Annotated in this window: 26 protein-coding genes, 1 tRNA gene and 2 pseudogenes; 10 read left to right on the top strand and 19 right to left on the bottom strand. The window is 46.0% G+C overall.

What is annotated here, in order from left to right; translation table 11 throughout:
- The first annotated feature begins 215 nt into the window (after positions 1-215).
- Both ASN18_RS10435 and truA read left to right on the top strand, forming a co-directional pair.
- Complete coding sequence (locus ASN18_RS10435; RefSeq protein ID WP_085052696.1) at positions 216-1,160, top strand: UDP-glucuronic acid decarboxylase family protein; 945 nt, start codon at positions 216-218, stop codon at positions 1,158-1,160.
- A 15-nt stretch (positions 1,161-1,175) separates the two neighbouring features.
- Positions 1,176-1,946 carry a tRNA pseudouridine(38-40) synthase TruA gene (truA, locus tag ASN18_RS10440; RefSeq protein ID WP_236861674.1) on the top strand — a complete coding sequence of 257 codons (771 nt, stop codon included), beginning with the start codon at positions 1,176-1,178 and terminating at the stop codon, positions 1,944-1,946.
- Here the strand turns inward: truA and ASN18_RS10445 are convergent.
- The 13 genes and pseudogenes from ASN18_RS10445 to ASN18_RS10495 all read right to left on the bottom strand — a co-directional run bounded on the left by ASN18_RS10445 (position 1,940) and on the right by ASN18_RS10495 (position 9,229).
- Positions 1,940-2,353: a TraR/DksA family transcriptional regulator gene (locus ASN18_RS10445; protein ID WP_085052698.1), complete on the bottom strand. Its 414-nt coding sequence runs from the start codon at positions 2,351-2,353 to the stop codon at positions 1,940-1,942. The genes truA and ASN18_RS10445 overlap by 7 nt on opposite strands.
- A gap of 39 nt (positions 2,354-2,392) precedes the next feature.
- On the bottom strand, positions 2,393-2,554 hold the full coding sequence (locus ASN18_RS17210; protein ID WP_157072937.1) for a hypothetical protein: 162 nt from the start codon (positions 2,552-2,554) through the stop codon (positions 2,393-2,395).
- Complete coding sequence (frr, locus tag ASN18_RS10450; RefSeq protein WP_353740368.1) at positions 2,554-3,075, bottom strand: ribosome recycling factor; 522 nt, start codon at positions 3,073-3,075, stop codon at positions 2,554-2,556. The genes ASN18_RS17210 and frr overlap by 1 nt, the downstream gene beginning before the upstream one ends.
- Before the next feature lie 38 nt (positions 3,076-3,113).
- On the bottom strand, positions 3,114-3,830 hold the full coding sequence (pyrH, locus tag ASN18_RS10455) for a UMP kinase (protein WP_085052700.1): 717 nt from the start codon (positions 3,828-3,830) through the stop codon (positions 3,114-3,116).
- 9 nt (positions 3,831-3,839) lie between these two features.
- On the bottom strand, positions 3,840-4,421 hold the full coding sequence (tsf, locus tag ASN18_RS10460) for a translation elongation factor Ts (protein ID WP_353740369.1): 582 nt from the start codon (positions 4,419-4,421) through the stop codon (positions 3,840-3,842).
- 11 nt (positions 4,422-4,432) lie between these two features.
- Positions 4,433-5,185 carry a 30S ribosomal protein S2 gene (gene rpsB / locus ASN18_RS10465; protein ID WP_085052701.1) on the bottom strand — a complete coding sequence of 251 codons (753 nt, stop codon included), beginning with the start codon at positions 5,183-5,185 and terminating at the stop codon, positions 4,433-4,435.
- Positions 5,186-5,488: 303 nt separating this feature from the next.
- Complete coding sequence (locus tag ASN18_RS10470) at positions 5,489-5,794, bottom strand: nucleotidyltransferase family protein (protein ID WP_085052702.1); 306 nt, start codon at positions 5,792-5,794, stop codon at positions 5,489-5,491.
- A gap of 91 nt (positions 5,795-5,885) precedes the next feature.
- Positions 5,886-6,812: a histone deacetylase family protein gene (locus ASN18_RS10475; RefSeq protein ID WP_085052703.1), complete on the bottom strand. Its 927-nt coding sequence runs from the start codon at positions 6,810-6,812 to the stop codon at positions 5,886-5,888.
- A 56-nt stretch (positions 6,813-6,868) separates the two neighbouring features.
- On the bottom strand, positions 6,869-7,282 hold the full coding sequence (gene ndk, locus ASN18_RS10480; protein ID WP_085052704.1) for a nucleoside-diphosphate kinase: 414 nt from the start codon (positions 7,280-7,282) through the stop codon (positions 6,869-6,871).
- Between the two features lie 22 nt (positions 7,283-7,304).
- Positions 7,305-8,234 (bottom strand): malate dehydrogenase, encoded by a 930-nt coding sequence (mdh, locus tag ASN18_RS10485; protein WP_085052705.1) that lies wholly within the window; start codon positions 8,232-8,234, stop codon positions 7,305-7,307.
- Positions 8,235-8,430: 196 nt separating this feature from the next.
- Positions 8,431-8,508 (bottom strand): annotated as a pseudogene (locus ASN18_RS18070) (SEC-C metal-binding domain-containing protein); the annotation flags it as partial.
- Positions 8,509-8,622: 114 nt separating this feature from the next.
- Positions 8,623-8,850 (bottom strand): annotated as a pseudogene (locus ASN18_RS18075) (aspartyl protease family protein); the annotation flags it as partial.
- Between the two features lie 133 nt (positions 8,851-8,983).
- Positions 8,984-9,229 carry a DUF5678 domain-containing protein gene (locus ASN18_RS10495; protein WP_236861677.1) on the bottom strand — a complete coding sequence of 82 codons (246 nt, stop codon included), beginning with the start codon at positions 9,227-9,229 and terminating at the stop codon, positions 8,984-8,986.
- Between the two features lie 82 nt (positions 9,230-9,311).
- On the opposite strand from ASN18_RS10495, the gene msrP reads away from it, so the two are divergent.
- Together msrP and ASN18_RS10505 are read left to right on the top strand one after the other, a co-directional pair.
- Positions 9,312-10,259: a protein-methionine-sulfoxide reductase catalytic subunit MsrP gene (gene msrP, locus ASN18_RS10500; RefSeq protein ID WP_085052707.1), complete on the top strand. Its 948-nt coding sequence runs from the start codon at positions 9,312-9,314 to the stop codon at positions 10,257-10,259.
- A 13-nt stretch (positions 10,260-10,272) separates the two neighbouring features.
- Positions 10,273-10,869, top strand: coding sequence for a protein-methionine-sulfoxide reductase heme-binding subunit MsrQ (locus tag ASN18_RS10505; protein ID WP_236861678.1), 597 nt, complete (start codon positions 10,273-10,275; stop codon positions 10,867-10,869).
- A gap of 31 nt (positions 10,870-10,900) precedes the next feature.
- Here ASN18_RS10505 and ASN18_RS10510 read toward each other — a convergent pair whose 3' ends face one another.
- Positions 10,901-11,119: a transcriptional coactivator p15/PC4 family protein gene (locus ASN18_RS10510; protein WP_085052709.1), complete on the bottom strand. Its 219-nt coding sequence runs from the start codon at positions 11,117-11,119 to the stop codon at positions 10,901-10,903.
- Positions 11,120-11,199: 80 nt separating this feature from the next.
- A tRNA-Ser gene (locus tag ASN18_RS10515) sits at positions 11,200-11,289 on the bottom strand.
- A 155-nt stretch (positions 11,290-11,444) separates the two neighbouring features.
- On the opposite strand from ASN18_RS10515, the gene ASN18_RS10520 reads away from it, so the two are divergent.
- The 6 genes from ASN18_RS10520 to recO all read left to right on the top strand — a co-directional run bounded on the left by ASN18_RS10520 (position 11,445) and on the right by recO (position 15,371).
- A complete protein-coding gene (locus ASN18_RS10520) occupies positions 11,445-11,663 on the top strand; it encodes a hypothetical protein (protein ID WP_085052710.1) in 219 nt (72 codons plus the stop codon).
- Positions 11,654-11,923 (top strand): type II toxin-antitoxin system RelE family toxin, encoded by a 270-nt coding sequence (locus tag ASN18_RS10525; RefSeq protein WP_085052711.1) that lies wholly within the window; start codon positions 11,654-11,656, stop codon positions 11,921-11,923. The genes ASN18_RS10520 and ASN18_RS10525 overlap by 10 nt, the downstream gene beginning before the upstream one ends.
- Positions 11,924-12,059: 136 nt before the next feature.
- Positions 12,060-13,253 carry a pyridoxal phosphate-dependent aminotransferase gene (locus tag ASN18_RS10530; protein WP_085052712.1) on the top strand — a complete coding sequence of 398 codons (1,194 nt, stop codon included), beginning with the start codon at positions 12,060-12,062 and terminating at the stop codon, positions 13,251-13,253.
- A gap of 3 nt (positions 13,254-13,256) precedes the next feature.
- On the top strand, positions 13,257-14,159 hold the full coding sequence (gene era / locus ASN18_RS10535) for a GTPase Era (protein ID WP_085052713.1): 903 nt from the start codon (positions 13,257-13,259) through the stop codon (positions 14,157-14,159).
- A 1-nt stretch (position 14,160) separates the two neighbouring features.
- Entirely contained in the window at positions 14,161-14,613 is a 453-nt protein-coding gene (locus ASN18_RS10540) for a bifunctional nuclease family protein (protein ID WP_085052714.1), read from the top strand.
- A complete protein-coding gene (recO, locus tag ASN18_RS10545; RefSeq protein WP_085052715.1) occupies positions 14,613-15,371 on the top strand; it encodes a DNA repair protein RecO in 759 nt (252 codons plus the stop codon). The genes ASN18_RS10540 and recO overlap by 1 nt, the downstream gene beginning before the upstream one ends.
- A gap of 50 nt (positions 15,372-15,421) precedes the next feature.
- On the opposite strand, the gene ASN18_RS10550 is transcribed toward recO, so the two are convergent.
- The 4 genes from ASN18_RS10550 to ASN18_RS10565 form a co-directional block, all read right to left on the bottom strand.
- Positions 15,422-15,691: a cupin domain-containing protein gene (locus tag ASN18_RS10550; RefSeq protein WP_085052716.1), complete on the bottom strand. Its 270-nt coding sequence runs from the start codon at positions 15,689-15,691 to the stop codon at positions 15,422-15,424.
- A 15-nt stretch (positions 15,692-15,706) separates the two neighbouring features.
- Positions 15,707-16,123, bottom strand: coding sequence for a secondary thiamine-phosphate synthase enzyme YjbQ (locus ASN18_RS10555; protein WP_085052717.1), 417 nt, complete (start codon positions 16,121-16,123; stop codon positions 15,707-15,709).
- A 33-nt stretch (positions 16,124-16,156) separates the two neighbouring features.
- Entirely contained in the window at positions 16,157-17,359 is a 1,203-nt protein-coding gene (glgC, locus tag ASN18_RS10560; RefSeq protein WP_085052718.1) for a glucose-1-phosphate adenylyltransferase, read from the bottom strand.
- Between the two features lie 203 nt (positions 17,360-17,562).
- A complete protein-coding gene (locus ASN18_RS10565) occupies positions 17,563-17,784 on the bottom strand; it encodes a pilus assembly protein HicB (RefSeq protein ID WP_085052719.1) in 222 nt (73 codons plus the stop codon).
- Between the last annotated feature and the right edge of the window lie 480 nt (positions 17,785-18,264).

The following is an 18,264-nucleotide window of genomic DNA, read 5'->3' on the forward strand; positions in this document are numbered from 1 at the left end:
GGGGCTGACTGGTTTTATTATGACACAGTCTGGAAAGCGGGAATCCAGGAGAGGGATTAGCGGGTGTAAGTTTCTAATGCGATTGCCCTGACAATAATTCAAAGGACACAGAGTGATATCTTTAGGTATCTTTATTAACCTCGATTTGATTTAAGTGGATTGTATATTTATACAATAATAGTGTATTATCAAGGTTGGAAAGGATATTGCAATAAATGAAAACAAGGAAGCGTGTACTTGTAACTGGCGGGGCTGGGTTCTTAGGCTCTCATCTGTGTGAGAGGCTGTTGAGCGCTGACAATGAGGTGATATGCCTCGATAATTTCTATACCGGAAGAAAAAGCAACGTTATTCACCTGATGGACAACCGCTACTTTGAAGTCATGCGGCATGATGTATGCTTCCCGCTCTATGTCGAAGTCGATGAGATATATAATCTTGCTTGCCCGGCATCGCCCATCCACTATCAATTTGACCCCGTACAGACGACAAAGACCTCTGTGCATGGCGCAATTAACATGCTTGGACTGGCTAAACGCCTTAAGATTAAAATCCTTCAGGCCTCGACATCCGAGGTATACGGCGACCCTGCCGTCCACCCGCAGCCTGAGTCCTACTGGGGCAATGTCAATACTATCGGGCCGCGGGCATGTTACGACGAGGGCAAACGGTGCGCTGAGACCCTTTTTTTCGACTATCACAGGCAGCATGGCCTGAAAATCAAGGTAGCCCGCATATTTAACACATATGGCCCCAGGATGATGCAAAATGATGGCCGCGTTGTCAGCAACTTTATAGTTCAGGCCCTGCAAAATGAAGATATCACTGTCTACGGCGAAGGCTCTCAGACGAGGAGTTTTTGCTATGTTGACGACCTGTGCGACGGGCTGATAAGGCTGATGGACTCCCCAGATGATGTTACAGGGCCGGTTAATCTGGGCAACCCGGGTGAGTTTACAATCCTTGAGCTGGCCCAAAAGGTTATTAATATGATAGGCTCTAAGTCAAAAATTGTCTTTTTGGAGCTTCCCGCTGACGACCCCACACAAAGGCAGCCCGACATTACAATGGCAAAAGAAATACTCGGCTGGGTGCCTGCTGTGCCGCTGGATGAGGGGCTTGTCAAAACTATCGCATACTTTAAGGAAGCCTTAGCATAACCCCTTAATATTGCAGTGAAACACATCCTCCTGACCCTTCAATATGACGGCACAAGCTACTGCGGCTGGCAGAGGCAGCCCAAAGCACTGACCATACAGGGATTAATTGAAGAGACATTGTGTAAGATTACTGGACGCGCCACCACCCTCAGCGCTGCCGGAAGGACTGACTCAGGGGTTCACGCGCTAGGACAGACCGCCTCATTTTTCACGGACAGCCGTCTGACCCCCGAAATATTTCAAAAGGCATTAAATTCTTTGCTGCCCAATGATATCAGGGTAATCAGCTCAGAGTACGTCCCCGGTGATTTCCACTGCCGTTTTTCTGCAAAACGTAAACGCTATTTTTATGTCATATGCAACAATTCCCCTGTCTCACCCTTCATATATCGTTACGTCTGGGAAGTTAAACATGACCTGGATGTTGCAGCAATGCAAAAGGCCTCTGTCAGACTCATCGGCAGATATGACTTTAAGTCCTTTTGTGCCGCAGATACAGATGTCGATAACACTATCAGAGAGATATTTCATATAGAAATCAAGCCTGTTTCCTGCATTACATTTATGGGTGCCGAGATAAAAGGGAAATTCATCAAAATAACGATAGAGGCAGATGGTTTTTTGCGCCACATGGTCAGAAACATTACCGGCACTCTGGCAGACGTAGGAAGGGGAAAGACACACCCCGAAGCAATAGAAACAATCCTTAAAGCAATGGACAGAAAAAAGGCCGGCATGACTGCCCCCGGGCGCGGCCTGTTTCTCGATAAGGTATACTACTACTGAAAGGACTGCTCCTTTTCTACCTGTTCAATCTTCTCTCTTTTTTCCTTACACTCAACACAGTGTACCGCGTATGGCAGCACTCTTAAGCGAGCCTCACTTATTTCTATACCGCAGTCGTCACAGATACCGTAAGAACCGTCGTTGAGCTTCCTCAGCGCCTCGTCTATCTTGTTGAGTTTAAGTTTGTGATGGTGCAGCTTTTGAAGTATTATATCCTCGTTGACATCGACAACAGACCAGTCTCCGTCGTCAATGGCCGCCTCGACAAGCTGCTTTTCATCGCCTTTGACAAAATTTCCGATCTCTGTCTTTGCCTCTTTAAGAATTGCCTGTCTCTCCTGGAGGAGAGTTTTTCTAATGCTTTTTGACCTTTCGTTTATGCTTGCTGAATCGTTAACATTATCCATTGCGTCGTATCCTTTCGTGTTGGGCCGTCTCAGGCCGTCTTAGGCATCGGGTTTATCTTCTGGTGCTGGTTTATCTTCTGGCGCCCCTTCCTTATACAACTCCACAATGCTTCTTACCTTTATCCCAGCAGACTTCAGGGCCTTTTGCACGTCCGGCAGCTTTGACTCCTCAACCTTTAACATAAAATTGCTCAACAGCATCAAACCTCCATTATCTCTTTTTCCTTGTGAGCAAGGACCTCATCAACGAGCTTAACAAACGAATCCGTCACCTTCTGCACCTCTTCCTGGGACTTCTTCGTCTCGTCCTCGCTTATGTGTTTGTCTTTTTCGAGTTTCTTAAGCTCCTCGTTAAATTCCCTTCTGATGTTTCTAACTGCAACCCTGGACTCTTCGGCCTTCTTTTTGACCACCTTAACCAGTTGCTTTCTGCGTTCTTCAGAAAGCGGGGGAATTGTTATTCTTATAGCCTTCCCGTCGTTATTTGGCGTAAGGTCAAGGTCGGACTTTCTTATGGCCTTTTCTATATGTGGTATCATCTTCTGTTCCCACGGTGAGATACTAATGGTCTGGGGGTCAGGGCACCCCAGTGCCGCTACCTGATTAACCGGCGTGGGCGTACCATAGTAGTCAACCACGATATTATCTAAAAGGGACAGGGATGCCCGTCCAGTTCTGACAGCACCGTACTCTCTTTTCAGGTGGTCTATTACCGTGTTCATTTTAGCGTTTAGTCTTTTCTCAAATTCTTTGTCCACAATCAGCCCCCTACAAAAGAACCGACTTTTTCACCGAGCAAGGCTCGTTTGATAGCGCCCTTATTTTTCATGTTAAATACTATAATAGGAAGGTTATTGTCCATACACAGGGTAATTGCCGTAGAGTCCATGACACTGATACCCTGTTTGAGGACGTCGGCGTGTGTGATTTTCTCAATCATCTCAGCATCAGAATTTTTCACGGGGTCTTTGGTATATACGCCGTCAACCTTTGTGGCCTTAAATATGATGTCGGCGTCTATTTCCATTGCCCGAAGGGCGGCTGCCGTGTCCGTAGTAAAATAGGGATTGCCAGTGCCAGCGGCAAAGATAACCACCCTGTTTTTCTCAAGATGTCTCATAGCCTTCCTTCTGATATATGGTTCAGCCAGCTCACGCATCTCTATGGCCGATTGAACCCGCGTGGGGATACCTGTTTTCTCAAGGGAATTCTGCAGTGCAAGGGCATTTATTACAGTAGCCAGCATCCCCATGTAGTCGGCAGTTGCCCTGTCTATTCCCTTGACTGATGCCTCCACGCCTCTGAATATATTGCCGCCGCCTATGACAACCGCTAGCTGCGCCCCGGTTTCATAGGCCAGTTTTATCTCTTGCGCTGCGTATACTACCATTTCCTGTGAGATGCCGTAGCTGCCGTCGCCTATCAGTGCCTCTCCGCTTAACTTTAGTAGCAGCCGCTTATATTTTATTGTATCCATTGTCTCTCTCTATGACTCGCCTTGCTTTTCACCAAGCTGATACCTTACGAAGCGTCCAATAACTATGTTTTCACCAAGCTTTGCTATCTTTTCCACAACAAGATCGTGTATGGTCTGGTCGGGGTTTTTGACGAATGCCTGCTTGACCAGGCACTTCTCGGAGTAGAATTTTTCGAGCTTACCTTCCACTATTTTATCTACGACGTTAGCCGGTTTACCTTTCACCTGGTCTTTGTATATCTCTTTTTCCCTTTCGATGACTGCGGCAGGGATTTCAGAAGGCTCTACGTACTCAGGGTTTGCCGCGGCTATGTGCATAGAGATGTCTTTAGCCAGAATCTTATATTCGTCCGTTTTTGCCACGAAGTCAGTTTCACAGTTCAGCTCCAGCATAACGCCGATTTTATCCATGTGGATATAGGAGCAGATGAGGCCTTCGGATGCCTTTCTGCCGGATTTTTTTGCTGCGGTGGCAAGGCCTTTTTTTCTGAGGTAATCAAGGGCCTTCTCGAAATCGCCGCCGGTCTCTGTGAGGGCCTTTTTACAGTCCATCATGCCAACACCGGTTTTTTCCCTTAATTCCATGACCATGTTTGCGGATATCACGCTTTTACCTCCTCAAGTTCTTCCTGTTGTTTTTTCTCTTCTATCTGGACATCCTGAGCTGCCTGTGCCTTTTCCCTGTTCAGCATATTTTTACCTTCCATGATTGCATCGGCCATTTTACCCGTTACCAGTTTAACCGCGCGAATGGCATCGTCGTTACCGGGGATGACATAGTCGATTTTGTCAGGGTCACAGTTTGTGTCAACAATGGCAACGATGGGAAGAGACAGTTTTTTTGCCTCCATAACGGCGATATTTTCGCGTCTTGGGTCGATGACGAACAGGACGCCTGGGTATTTTTTCATTTCTTTAATGCCGCCGAGGTATTTTTGCAGCTTAGTGCGTTCTTTTTCGTATGCGAGGACTTCTTTTTTAGTCAGCACGTCGTAGATGCCGTCGTTTTTCATAGTTTCTATTTTTTTCAGCTTTTCGATACTCTTTTTGATAGTAAAAAAGTTCGTGAGCATACCGCCAAGCCACCTTTGGTTGACGTAGTAGGCGCCGACGCGCTCTGCCTCTTCGGCAATGGCGTCCTGGGCTTGTTTTTTCGTGCCGACGAACATGATGGACTCACCGGCGGCGGACATATCTCTGACGAAGTTATAAGCCTCTTCGATGCCTTTGACGGTTTTTTGGAGATCGATGATGTAGATACCGTTTCTTTCGCCGAAGATATATTTTTTCATCTTCGGGTTCCAGCGTTTTACCTGATGTCCGAAGTGGACACCTGCCTCAAGCAGTTCTTTCATTGATACTACCACTGTGTGTGTACCTCCTGTAGGTTTTTACCTCCGCTATAGCCTTAGCGCCCCCTTGCCGAATAATGCCGTATTGAGGACCAGTGCCAAGACTGCCATAATCGACCACATAGCGTGTGATTTTCTAATGGAAGGTAACATAAGTGTTCAATATTTTGCAACAAGATTTCTTAATCATGTAATACCAAAGTAAAAATGTCCTGTCAATAATCATACCCTTCTCCTCCGAGAAGGTTTTCAACTTCCTTGCTATTGCTGTAGTTATGTCACTTAAATACTTTTTTTCTCTATTTGTCATAAAATTGCTATCTTCATTTTGTTGATTTCTATCATAAGGTATGGATTTTTTATCGATCTTTCGGTTATTAAGTCAATTTCCCTTTGTAGCAAACCTTCAAGCCCAAATTGTACGTTCCAAAAACAATTACCGTATTCCGATATATCGAGGGTTTCGTCAATAGTGATTAAAATATCCACATCACTTGTTTCATTGAAATTATCCGTGCAGGCAGAGCCAAATATATACGCCTTCTCAACCTTGTTATCTTTAAATAATTCTTTAATTTTATCCAATTTTCTGGAAATCTCTTCATTTATCATCGCTCAATCTTCCTTAAGCTATAATAATGAGGACTCCGGCTGAAGTCCTCATCAGGTTGTATTATATATCACAGCATCATTACTTAATTTATCACTCAAAGTTTAACAGCTCCTCTATCGTTATATGGACAGCCTCGGTAATGGCCAGAAGGTCATAGCCGCCCTCAAGGGTAAATATAACCGGAATCCCTCTTTTCGCGCTTAATATGCCGTCTACGATGTCCTTGATACCGGCATTGGTAACTGACAAACCGGCAAGCGGGTCCCTGCGATGAATGTCATAGCCGGAGGAAACTAAAAATATATCTGGCGAGAACTTAGCAACTTGTTCATGAAGCTTTATATGATATGCGTCGTGCATCTCAGCATCGCCAGAGCCGGAGTGCAGCGGGATATTATAATTAAAACCAATCCCCTTCCCTACACCAATCTCTTTTACCCCTCCAGTCCCCGGGTAGTGTGGATACTGGTGTGAACTGAAATAAAAAACCGTGTCGTCACCATAAAACATATGCTGAGTGCCATTTCCATGATGAACGTCGAAGTCTATTATGAACACCTTCTTGTACCCAAGTTTCTGAGCAAAACGAGCCCCGACTGCAACGTTATTGAAAATACAAAAGCCCATACCCCTGTCCTCCTCGGCATGGTGCCCGGGGGGTCTGACGGCACAGAAGGCCCGCTCAATCTCCCCGTCTTTGCATTTCCGTATGGCTGTGATAATTGCCCCTGCTGCATAAAGCGCTGCTTGATACGTATCTTCGCACATATACGTATCAGGGTCAAGATAGCCCTTCTTCATGCGCCTGGCCTGGTCAATATATTCGCCCGCATGTACGGCCTTTAAGTCCTCATACGAGGCCTCCTCCGGCTCTATCTTGACCAACGAGGGCCACATCTTCGATACCTTTAAATCCGCCATTATTGCCCGCAGCCGGTCGCTGCACTCAGGGTGTCCAGCGGGCATCTCATGCTTCAGATATATATCGCTGTATAAAAAGCCTGTTTTCTTAGACATATCGCCCCTCCACTTATATAGCATAATTACTAATGTGTCTCATTTAATATTAGAACCTAAAACTGCTCAAGCGCTGAGAAGAAATATGAAATTTCAAATTCAGCCGACTCCGGTGAGTCCGAACCGTGGACAATATTATGCTCTATGTCAGAGGCAAAGTCCGCCCTGATTGTCCCCGGGGCGGCGTCCTTAAAGTTTGTTGCCCCCATGAGTTCTCTTACCTTCTCTATGGCCTTGTTACCGGTTATGAGCATTGCCACAATCGGTCCCTCGGACATGAATGTCGTCAGGCTGTCATAGAACGGCCTTGCCTTGTGAACTGCGTAAAAGCCTTCAGCCTCTTTTTTCGTCAGATGGAGCATCTTAAGTGCTGAGATGGTCAGCCCCTGTCTTTCGAATCTGCCGATTACCTCGCCAATCAGATTCTTTTTCACCCCATCGGGCTTCACTATCGAGAAAGTCCTATCCATGTGTTTTAGCTCCTTTAGCTTATTAAATGTTTAGTATTTTGACAAGTCCGGCAACTGCCCCTGCTGATTTCGCAAACGCCTCCCGTTCCTTTTCGTTTAGTGTCAGTGTGATAATCTTCTCAACCCCGGATGCCCCCAATATGGCCGGGACACCGACGTAAAGCCCGTCTATCCCATACTGACCGGTTAGATAACATGCGGCAGGAAGCGGTCTTTTCTCATCGAACAGGACTGCCTTAATCATCTGAAATGTCGCCGCTGCCGGGGCATAGTACGCGCTTCCGGTCTTAAGGAGAGAGACAATCTCCGCCCCGCCGCCTCGGGTACGCTCCACAAGGGCATCGATTCTGTCACTGGAGATAAGCTCAGTAACAGGCACACCATTAACAGTGGTAAATCGCGGCATTGGGACCATCTGATCGCCATGACCGCCAAGTATAACAGAATTTACAACACCGGGGGAGACATTAAGCTCCCATGCAACAAACGTGCTGAAACGTGCCGCATCAAGCACACCACCCATTCCCATCACCCTGTGATGTGGAAACCCTGTAGTCTTAAACAACAGATGTGCCATTACATCCATCGGATTTGTTACGGCGATGATTACAGCGTCTGGGCTGCCTGCGGCAATTCCACGCCCAACGGCGCTGACCACCTCTGCATTTGTCTTAAGTAAATCATCTCTGGACATACCTGGTTTTCTGGCAATACCGGCGGTTACTACGATGACATCAGAGCCTGCGGTCTCAGCATAGTCGCTTGTCCCTGTGACTGATGAGGCGGAGTTCCACAGCGGACATGCCTCAGACAGGTCAAGGGCCTTGCCCTTGGGCATACCATCGACTATGTCAAACAGTACGATATCGGAAATCCCTGAGTGCGCAAGCAGTTGTGCCGTTGACGCCCCTACGTGCCCCGCGCCGATTATGCTTACCTTTTTCTTTTTCATTTGATTCCTCTTAATCTACGATTATATTTTCCAACCGCTTAACCGGTTAATCTGTTAACCGGCATTACCGGCGTTATTATAATCAAACTGGAGGTAATAAGCAAATGGCGATTACTTGCCCTATTAATTATTGGGCAGTGAAATTATCCTAAATAAGAGGTAGGCTGCCCATGCTATGCTCAAAGTGGCCTGTGCTTTATTCACCGTGGCACTTTTTGTATTTCTTACCGCTGCCGCACGGACAAGGATCATTTCTTCCTGCTTTTGAATAATTTGATGTTTGTACGTCTTTAGCAAAATCTATTTCCTTACAGGAAGGGGTTCCAAATGACAGAGTTGTTTTTCCTTCTCTATGAGTAACGGCAAAATCCCCTTTGCTAATAATATCCATTCCTATAAGTATATCGAAATCTGCCATTTTCCCTACCGTAACTGTTAAACCATTTATATAAACTTTATTTGGCAGAAAAATAGTAACCTCATACGTATGAACTTTTTCGACAGTCAAGGTGTTTGCCACTTTTGCCATTCCAGTAGGTTTTAATCCTAAATCATCTACCACTTTTCGTGTAATAACTGAATTAGTCGCTCCGGTATCCCAAATAGCCCTGTACATAAGTGCGTTCGTAGATGATATACTCAGTGGTTGAACAGCAGTATCAATAATACCCGTAACGTGAACATCATCAGTAAAGAGCTGCCTTGCTAATCCATTATAACGGTAAGTAAATGCATGTATATGATGCTGCTCAGGCAAAGGTTACTCTTGAATGAAATGTCTGTGTATAGCTTTCCGTACCTGGTTCACACAGTTGAACAAGAAAAGTTCCAAGCTCATATTTTTCGCTTGTAGTCTTTATAGCTTCTATTTTTGAATTATAAGCTCCAATAACAGTACTGTTCCTGATAACAACATACTTGCCATTGTACTGCTTCACAAGCTCGTCCTGGTGTTCAATGTAATAGTTAAATTCTCCTAAAAGCAATTTTTCCATCTTCCACCTCCCTGTTATATTATATCATAACCGGGTTACTTTTTCCTTTACCTTAGCAGCTGCAAAAAGGTATCATTATTATATGTCAACAGAAAAAGACCCTGAGATTAACGACACTGAGATAACCCCCAAAGAGGTCTATTTGAACAGGCGTGAGTTTATGGCGGCCTCAGCCAGCGCTGCGGCAGCGGCGGCGTTTCCTGCCCTCTCCGGCGCTGAATCGCATAGCAGCGCTATACCTTTGAAAATTGAAAAGCGTGCTGATTACGCCGGTAAAGAAGAGTTGACAACTTATAAAAGCGCGGTGGGTTATAATAATTTCTATGAGTTTTCCACAAACAAAGAAGATATAGCCGCACTCAGTAAGGACCTTCGCACCCGACCGTGGAGTGTATCCATAGAGGGCCTGATAAAAAAACCGAGGCGCTATGACATCGATGACTTAATAAAGCTATTCCCCCTTGAGGAGCGCATATATCGTATGCGATGTGTCGAGGGGTGGTCTATGGTGATACCATGGGTGGGATTTCCCCTCGATGGCCTTATCAGACTTTGTGAACCGGAATCAAAGGCGAAGTTCGTTGAGTTTACCACGCTGCATGACCAGTCACAAATGCCGGGACAGAGGCGTGATGTCCTTCAATGGCCATACGTAGAGGGCCTCCGGTTGGATGAGGCCGTCCATCCGCTTACTATTTTATCTGTTGGCATGTACGGCGAGAGGCTTCCAAATCAAAACGGCGCCCCACTGAGGCTGGTAGTACCGTGGAAATATGGCTTTAAATATATTAAATCTATTGTGAAAATAAGGTTCACCGAACAAATGCCCGTTACCTCATGGATGAAGGCAGGGCCGCTTGAATACGGGTTTTATGCAAACGTCAACCCGGAGGTTGACCACCCGCGATGGTCACAGGCAAAAGAGCGCAGAATCGGGGAATTTATCAGGCGTAAAACGCTGATGTTCAACGGTTATGCCGAACAGGTGGCTCCGCTTTACGCTGGAATGGACCTGCGTAAGAATTTCTAAGACACCAAACTACGTGATTACAAAAATACGCGGTTCAGCCACTGTTTTATTATTTCTCGCCCCATGTGCATATCTTGTCTGGGCTGGTCTGACGGCTCGATTAGGTGCTAACCCTGTTGAAAAGGTAATTCATATAACGGGAGATTGGGCATTGAACTTCCTGATATTGGCAATAGCATCGAGGACACTACTCAACCTTTCTTATCTGAGGTGGATAGCCCTGTATCATAAGGCATCAGGGAGGGCAGCGTTTCTTTATGCCACGCTTCATGTTCTTACATATGCGGCGGCTGAACATAATTTTTCTGTTAGTGAAATCCTCGTGGACGCAGCAACCCACACGCGCATCATCTTTGGGACACTGGCCTATGCGTCTATAACCGCGGCTGTGGTTATGATGGGGCCGGTGATTATAAAGCGAATAAGTTATGAGCGCTTAAGGGGTTTACATAAGGCAGCGGTATATACTGCCGCCACAACCTCCGCAATTCATTACGTCTGGCTTGTGAAAAAAGACATCCGCACACCCTTGATATACGGTGCAGTCATTGCTGTATTAGCCGCACACAGGGTTATTACAAAAATAACGGAAGGAAAAAGACCTGCTTAACTGCTGCTAATATCTAAATTAGCCAGATATATTATACCGGTACTGACTTTTCGGCTATTTCCTGCTTTGCTTGTTTGAGTAATAATATGAACTCATCTAACACCGCAGGCGGGATTGATATCCCCCGTTTTGTCGGTTTTGAATTCCCTCTTGCATCGTAAACATATGTCCTGATATCTACGTGTCCTTTAGCATTAACCTGTACAATCAGGTCTTCATCCGCGCTTAAGGCTAAAGTTTCAGCTTTCACTCAACCATCCCCCTTATTCTACAGTCTTTAATCTCTTCCACAGTGTAACGAAATTGTAACACAATCAAACAACTATTATATGGCGGAGGGGGTGGGATTCGAACCCACGGTAGAGTCACCCCTACAACGATTTTCAAGACCGTCGCTTTCAACCGCTCAGCCACCCCTCCACAGAAGACAGCCTTATACTGTTTACTATAACATATTTATATCATATCAAAATAGTGGGGGGACATTGACCAGCATATCCAGTTAATATATAATCAAAGATAAGGGTATGGCAAGTCAATAGTTGCCGCCACTGTAATAATGGAGGTATAAGTATATGGTTATTGTAGAAGATAAAAAAGTGGCTGACATGACTGCAAAGGAATTGAAAGCATTAATTATTCAAACCATCCATGAGGCCGTTGACCCTGACTTTGGCCTGGAACTGAGACCAGAGACAGAATGTGAGCTGCTCGAAAGCATCACAAACGCACGGCAGGGAAAACTCATATCCGTTGAAGATGTTGTTCAGGAATTAGGCTTTACATGGGAGTAAAATACAGATTAGCCTTTACGGAGCAAGGAAAGAAGAGCCTATCTGTTTCAGACAAAGAATCTGGTCAAAAAGTGTTGGATAAATTCAAACGGCTTATTGAAAATATCGAATCGCTATCACATATTTCGCTCCACGGCAAACATTCCGGCTTATTCAAGTTGAGAGTAGGTGATTATAGGGCAATTTATGACATAGACCGTGCCAACAAAATTGTGGTAGTACATAAAATAGGGCATCGCAAGGATGTGTATAAGTTATAGAAACGATGAATTATTTCGGACTGCAAAGTTCTCAACTGAACTACTATCTGGCAGCAGCAACAAGCCTCATGCTTTTTTATATCAATTTTTGTTATACTCTCCAAAGTAAATAATAAAATTAACGAGGTCCTGAGAGATTATGATTTCTAAAAGAGCAAAAAAGGTCAAACCATCGGCAACCCTTTCTATTGATACGAAGGCTAAGGAGATGAAGGCCGCTGGTATCGATGTAATCAGCTTCGCAGTCGGCGAACCAGACTTTGACACCCCTGACAATATCAAGGCAGCGGCCATTAAGGCCATAAACGAAGGTTTCACTAAGTATACACCCGTCGGCGGTATACCAGAACTCAAAAATGCCATAGCCGCAAAACTGCAAAAAGACAACGGCTTAGACTATAAGCCAAACGAGATACTCGTCTCAGTGGGCGCAAAGCACTCTCTTTATAACGCAGCCCAGGCGCTCTACAGCGAAGGGGATGAGGTCATTATACCGGCCCCGTACTGGGTGTCTTATCCTGACCAAACACTCCTCAACGACGCAGCTCCAGTTATTGTCGAGACCCGGGAAGAGGACTTATTTGTAGTATCGCCGGACCAGCTCTCTAAGGCCGTTACAAAAAAGACTAAGGCCATTGTACTCAATTACCCGTCAAATCCCACAGGATTTACCTACGACAGAAAGGCACTGGAGGCTATTGCCGAGATCGCCGTCAAGAACAATATTTATGTTATATCAGACGAGATATATGAGATGCTGCTCTATGACGGCCTTAAGCATGTCAGCATTGCATCAATAGACCCTGAGATAAAAAAGCGCACGATAGTAATAAACGGTTTCTCGAAATCCTATGCGATGACCGGCTGGCGTATTGGGTATGCGGCAGGTGACGCAGCGGTTATCAAGGCGATGGAGAACATTCAAAGCCAGTCAACATCAAACCCAACGTCGATTTCCCAGAAGGCCGCCCTTGAGGCCGTAAACGGCCCGCAGGACTTCATCCCCGTCATGCTCACGGAGTTTGACAAGAGGCGGAAATATCTGGTGGCAGAACTTAATGCCATAGACGGCGTATCGTGTAAGATGCCCCAGGGGGCGTTTTATGCCTTTGCGAATATCAAGGCATATCTTGGTAAAAAGTCGCCCAATATGGAGATAGCGGACTCCTCAGCAATGGCCCTTTACCTGCTTGAAGAGGCAGCGGTTGCCCTGGTGCCTGGCAGTGCCTTTGGCGCAGAGGGTTATATAAGGATGTCCTATGCTACGTCGATGGAAAAAATAACCGAAGGCCTGAAGCGGTTAAAATCTGCCCTGCAGAAGCTGGCATAAGAGGTGCTTAAAAAGCAATGCACCGGTTTTCGTTCGGGATTCGCAGCAATAATGGGGAAGCCCAATGTCGGGAAGTCCACGCTCTTAAATACGATAACCGGCCAGAAAATAGCCATCGTCACTTCAAGGCCCCAGACTACGAGAAACAGGATAATGGGCGTTAAGAATGCGGCGAATGGGCAGATTGTCTTGTTTGATACGCCGGGGATTCACTCGCCGTTACATACGCTGGGGCGTTTTATATTGAAGACCTCGATGGATACGGTAAGCGAGGTGGAGTTGATATATCTGGTCGTCAACCCCTCCATGCCTGATGACGGAGATATATCAGTTATGGATATGTTGAAGGGCACGAAGAAGGTTATCTTTCTAATCATAAACAAGACAGATATGCTCAAGGATAAACCAGCGCTGCTAACTATAATAGATGCGTACCGTAAATTTATAGATTTTGCTGAGATTATCCCCGTGTCGGCCAAAACTGGCAGCGGTGTTGACGAACTTGTACAAGAGACATTGTGTTACTTGCCGGAAGGCCCGAAGTACTATCCCGATGAGGTAGTGACAGACGTGTTTGAGAGGTTCATGGCGTCGGAGTGCATAAGGGAGAAGCTGATGGACTATACACACGACGAAATCCCCCATTCAATCGCGGTTGACATTGTCAGGTGGGAGGAAAAAAAGAGCGGCCTGGTTTCGATAAGCGCAAATATTTTTGTTGAAAAGCCCACACAAAAGGGTATAATAATAGGGAAAAACGGCAGGACACTAAAGGCCGTCGGCACGAAGGCCCGTAAAGAGATAGAGGATGTTGTTGGTGCAAGGGTATATTTAGACTTGTTTATAAAGGTGAAAAAGAACTGGCGTAAGGATGTCTCTGCATTAGAGGAGTTGGGGTTTAAGTAAAATGGTTATAAAAATGAAAGTCGATGGGTTGTTATTCGACCCAAGAAGCGGTATGTACATACTCCTGCTGAAGGCCGTAGAGGGAGAGGAGACACTGCCAATTTGGATTGGAAAGCCGGAGGCCGACTCAATTGCCCTGGCGCTGGGCAAGGTAGTAACGCCGCGTCCGCTTACGCACGACCTCATCAAAAACATCATAGAGGCGCTTAACATGTCGGTAACGAAGGTTATCGTCCATGAGATTATAGACAACACATACTATGCCACGCTTTATGTTTCAGACGGCAAAGCAGAAATGTCGATAGACTCGCGCCCAAGCGATGCAGTTGCCGTTGCCCTGAGGACAAATTCCCCTGTCTTCGTCGAAGAGTCCGTCATCGAACGCAAAAACACTGACGAACTCGAAGAATGGCTTAAAAACCTCAAACCAGAAGACTTCGGCAATATCATGTAATGCGTTTCAGCGCCGAAGGCATTGTCTTTAAGGGTCTCCCACTGGGAGAGGCCGACATGATTATGACGATTTTCACCCGGCAGAAGGGTTTTGTGCGGGCATTTGCAAAGAGTCCAAGGAAAACAAAGAGCAGATTTGGCTCGGCGCTTGAGCCTTTCTCATATATCCGCCTCAGCCTGTGGGGGAAGGAAAACGCAGAATTACCACGGCTGATTCAGGCAGACATTGTCCATCCATTTCAGAAACTCAGGGAAGAGCTTAAGTGTTTTCTGCGGGTATCTGAGATATTTGAGATGACATTTATGCTTATCCCCGAACATGTCAGGCAGGAGAGGCTCTTTGACATACTGCTTGATACGCTGAGAATGCAGGAGCAAGACTGCATGAATCCGAAGGCAATACTCTGCTATAAGATAAAGATGCTGGCAGCCGCTGGATTTATGCCAAGATTGAATGGTTGTGCCCGATGCGCGGGCACGGGAAGGCGGTTTTATTTTCGTGAGGGTTCAATATTGTGCGACAACTGCAGCGGCAACGGCAATCCAATAAGCGGGTTTGAGCTTTCTCCGGGGGCTATAAAACTCTTTGAGACGCTGCGTCTATGGGATTGGAGTAAGTTAAATCGTGTAGTTCCATCAGATGGTCTGGCACGGGAACTTGGCATGTTACTTGACCTGCACATCCGCTACCGGCTGGAGAAGGGCCTTAAAACAAGGGATTTTATTGAGAACATAAAGACTAAGGCGGCGATGCCCTAGCCCCCGCAAGCCTGGCATGGAGGATCCCCCTCACTAACCCATAGACTAAGCTATTTAAAATTATAGTGTTTTTTAATAGGCTCTTTTATCTCCCATGTACACGACAGCCCCTTTGGGAATGTGACAAAATCGCCCTTTCCGAATTCCACTTTCTTGCCGTCTTTTGTCGATACGGTAACTTGCCCTTCAAGTATATAGCACTCTTCGGTATCACCGTAGTGCCAATCGAAGACCGACGCCTCCTTTTGCCAGATCGGCCAGTGTTCTACGCCGCGTGTCTTAAGGTCTTCTGCTGCCGGTTTTACTATTTTTATCTCCATGTCTGCCTCCTTTCACTATTCACCGATTATATTTACAACGATTGTCCTGCTGCGCGGTCTGTGGTCAAAGTCAGCGAGGACGATCTGCTGCCACGTGCCGAGGTATAACTTACTGTTTTCAAACGGTATTGTAAGGCTTGGGCCTTGCAGCGCTGCGCGGACGTGACTAAAACCGTTTGCATCGCCCCATGTCTCGTCGTGTGCGTAGCGCTTGTTCTGAGGGGCGAGTTTATCGTAGAGTTCTGCCATGTCTTTTATCAGTCCCGGTTCATACTCCAGTGTTGTGACAGCTGCAGTTGAGCCAACCACGAACACAGTCAGAATTCCATTATGTACGCCTGAGTCGGCAAGGACACCGTTGACGTGAGCGGTAACGTCGATGAGTTGTCCGTTTCCACGCGTACTAAAAACCAGCGACTTGTTTACTACCATAGTCCTTTCACCTCATCAGGCCCGTCTACCCGTCTATAAGATAGTCTTTGGGAGAATCCCTATACCGCACTCATCTATGTGCAGTCTGAAGCGGTCTTTATTGGGGTCAAGACCAAGCGTTTCGCCTTCGTTTATTACGTTGTTCTTGTCGATGATGACCTTATTGAGTTTGGCGCCTTTTTTAATATGGACGCGCTCAAGGATTATCGAGTCTGTAATCTCGACATCTTCTTCAATTACCACACTGCTTCTGATGATGGAGTGCTTGATAGAGGCGCCCTTTATTCTTACGCCGTTTGAGATAGAGCAGTTTTGAATATCGCCGCTGATGATTTTAGCAGGCGGCACAAATGATATAGTCGGGTGTATTGGCCAGTTATTGTTGTAAATATCAAATATTGGCTCTTCATCAAGCATATCCATGTTAGAATCCCAGTATGCCTTAATAGTTCCGACATCGCGCCAGTAGCCGACTTCCTCGTAGGGTTTTGTGCTGGGGATTGTATTTTGAGAGAAATCATAGGCAAAGAGCCCGCCCGAGCTTACAAGGGTCGGCAGGACATAGCCGCCGAAGTCGTGTTCATTTTTTCTCTGAGCGTCTGCGAGTGCGGCAAGTAGTACATCGGTGTTGAAGATATAATTACCCATTGAGATAAAGGCCTTTGTTGGGTCTTCGGGCATAGATGACGGGTTTTTGGGTTTTTCCTCAAAGCGTTCGATTCGGCTATCAGCCGCGGTCTTGATAACGCCGAATGCCGAAGCCTGTTCGATTGGTACGGGGATGGCTGCAACCGTGACTTTGGCATTGCGCTGCTCATGGAAGTCAAGCATCTGTGCGATGTCCATTCGGTAAATGTGGTCAGAGCCGAAGATTACCACATGCGTTGGTGAATGCTGTTGTATAAGGTTAACGTTTTGGAGTACGGCATCAGCAGTACCCTGAAACCACTCCAGCCCCTTACGCATCTGAGGCGGGACAATAGTGATGAACTGCTCGCGGGATACGGAGGTCTGGCTCCAGTTTTCCTGAATGTGTGATATAAGGGATTGAGATTTGTACTGAACAAGCAGGTAGATTGAATAGATTCCTGAGTTGATGATATTACTAAGGACAAAGTCAACAATTCTGTACCTTCCCCCGAACGGTACAGACGGTTTGGAGCGCATAGCGGTAAGAGGAAAAAGCCTTCTACCCTCACCACCCGCCAGCACAAGTGCTAAAACCTTCCTCTGCATAAGACCTCCTCGCATATTTATGTGATATATGACACAGCAAACTGATTATACACGAAAACACAGAGACAAAACAATCATAATCTCTACGCAGGGATTATAACATAGCACAAGCACTACCGGCAATCGCCAAAAGTTTCCAAAATTAAGGGATTTTCAAATCCTGCTGAAAACGGCAGGTCACTCTCCTCTTAATTAACGCAAACTCACATAACTTCCTGCATGGGGCGGATGCGTGGAGCAGGGAGTACGCGTCCTTCCATCTCGAAATGATTAATAACCTCTTCAACGGTTTCGCATAATTCACTGTACAGCGCTACGGGGTCGCCGCCGTGTATACCGGTAATCAGATCAGGGCACTTTCCAATATAGACATGGTCTTCTTCACTCCATTCAACCCATTTGTGGTAACGGTCAGATTTTTTCATTTCTTCAACACCTCTATCGCCTGCTTTACTTGTTTTGGCTTTGTATCATCGCCAGATTTCCCGGTCAGCGTTACGGCACCCGAGTATTCAGTATGTGAGGATATACGGTGCGCGAGCCTTTACCAGCTCCTGAGATTTCATAAAAACCAGCATTTGTTAAATCACGGACAAGCTCCCTGATTTTCCTTGGCATATCTAAATTATAGCATATGATTGGTCTTATTTGTGCTGAGTACTCAACAGAGTCAGGGCAAACGCATTTGAAAATTATAATAGCCATTTCGTCATATAGATTCCAGCTTTCGCTGGAATGACAGAATAAAAAACATGGGAATGACAGGCAATACTGAACACTTGAACATCTAACAATACCATTCCATGCTCTTTTTTTGTCATTCCAGCGAACAGACTGTGTCATAATAAAACCAGTCAGCCCCCCCCATTCTTTGAGGGGGGCATGAGTCTGCTGCGGAGGTGCGG

The sequence above is a fragment of the Candidatus Magnetominusculus xianensis genome (assembly GCA_001541255.1).
Taxonomy (GTDB): domain Bacteria; phylum Nitrospirota; class Thermodesulfovibrionia; order Thermodesulfovibrionales; family Magnetobacteriaceae; genus Magnetominusculus; species Magnetominusculus xianensis.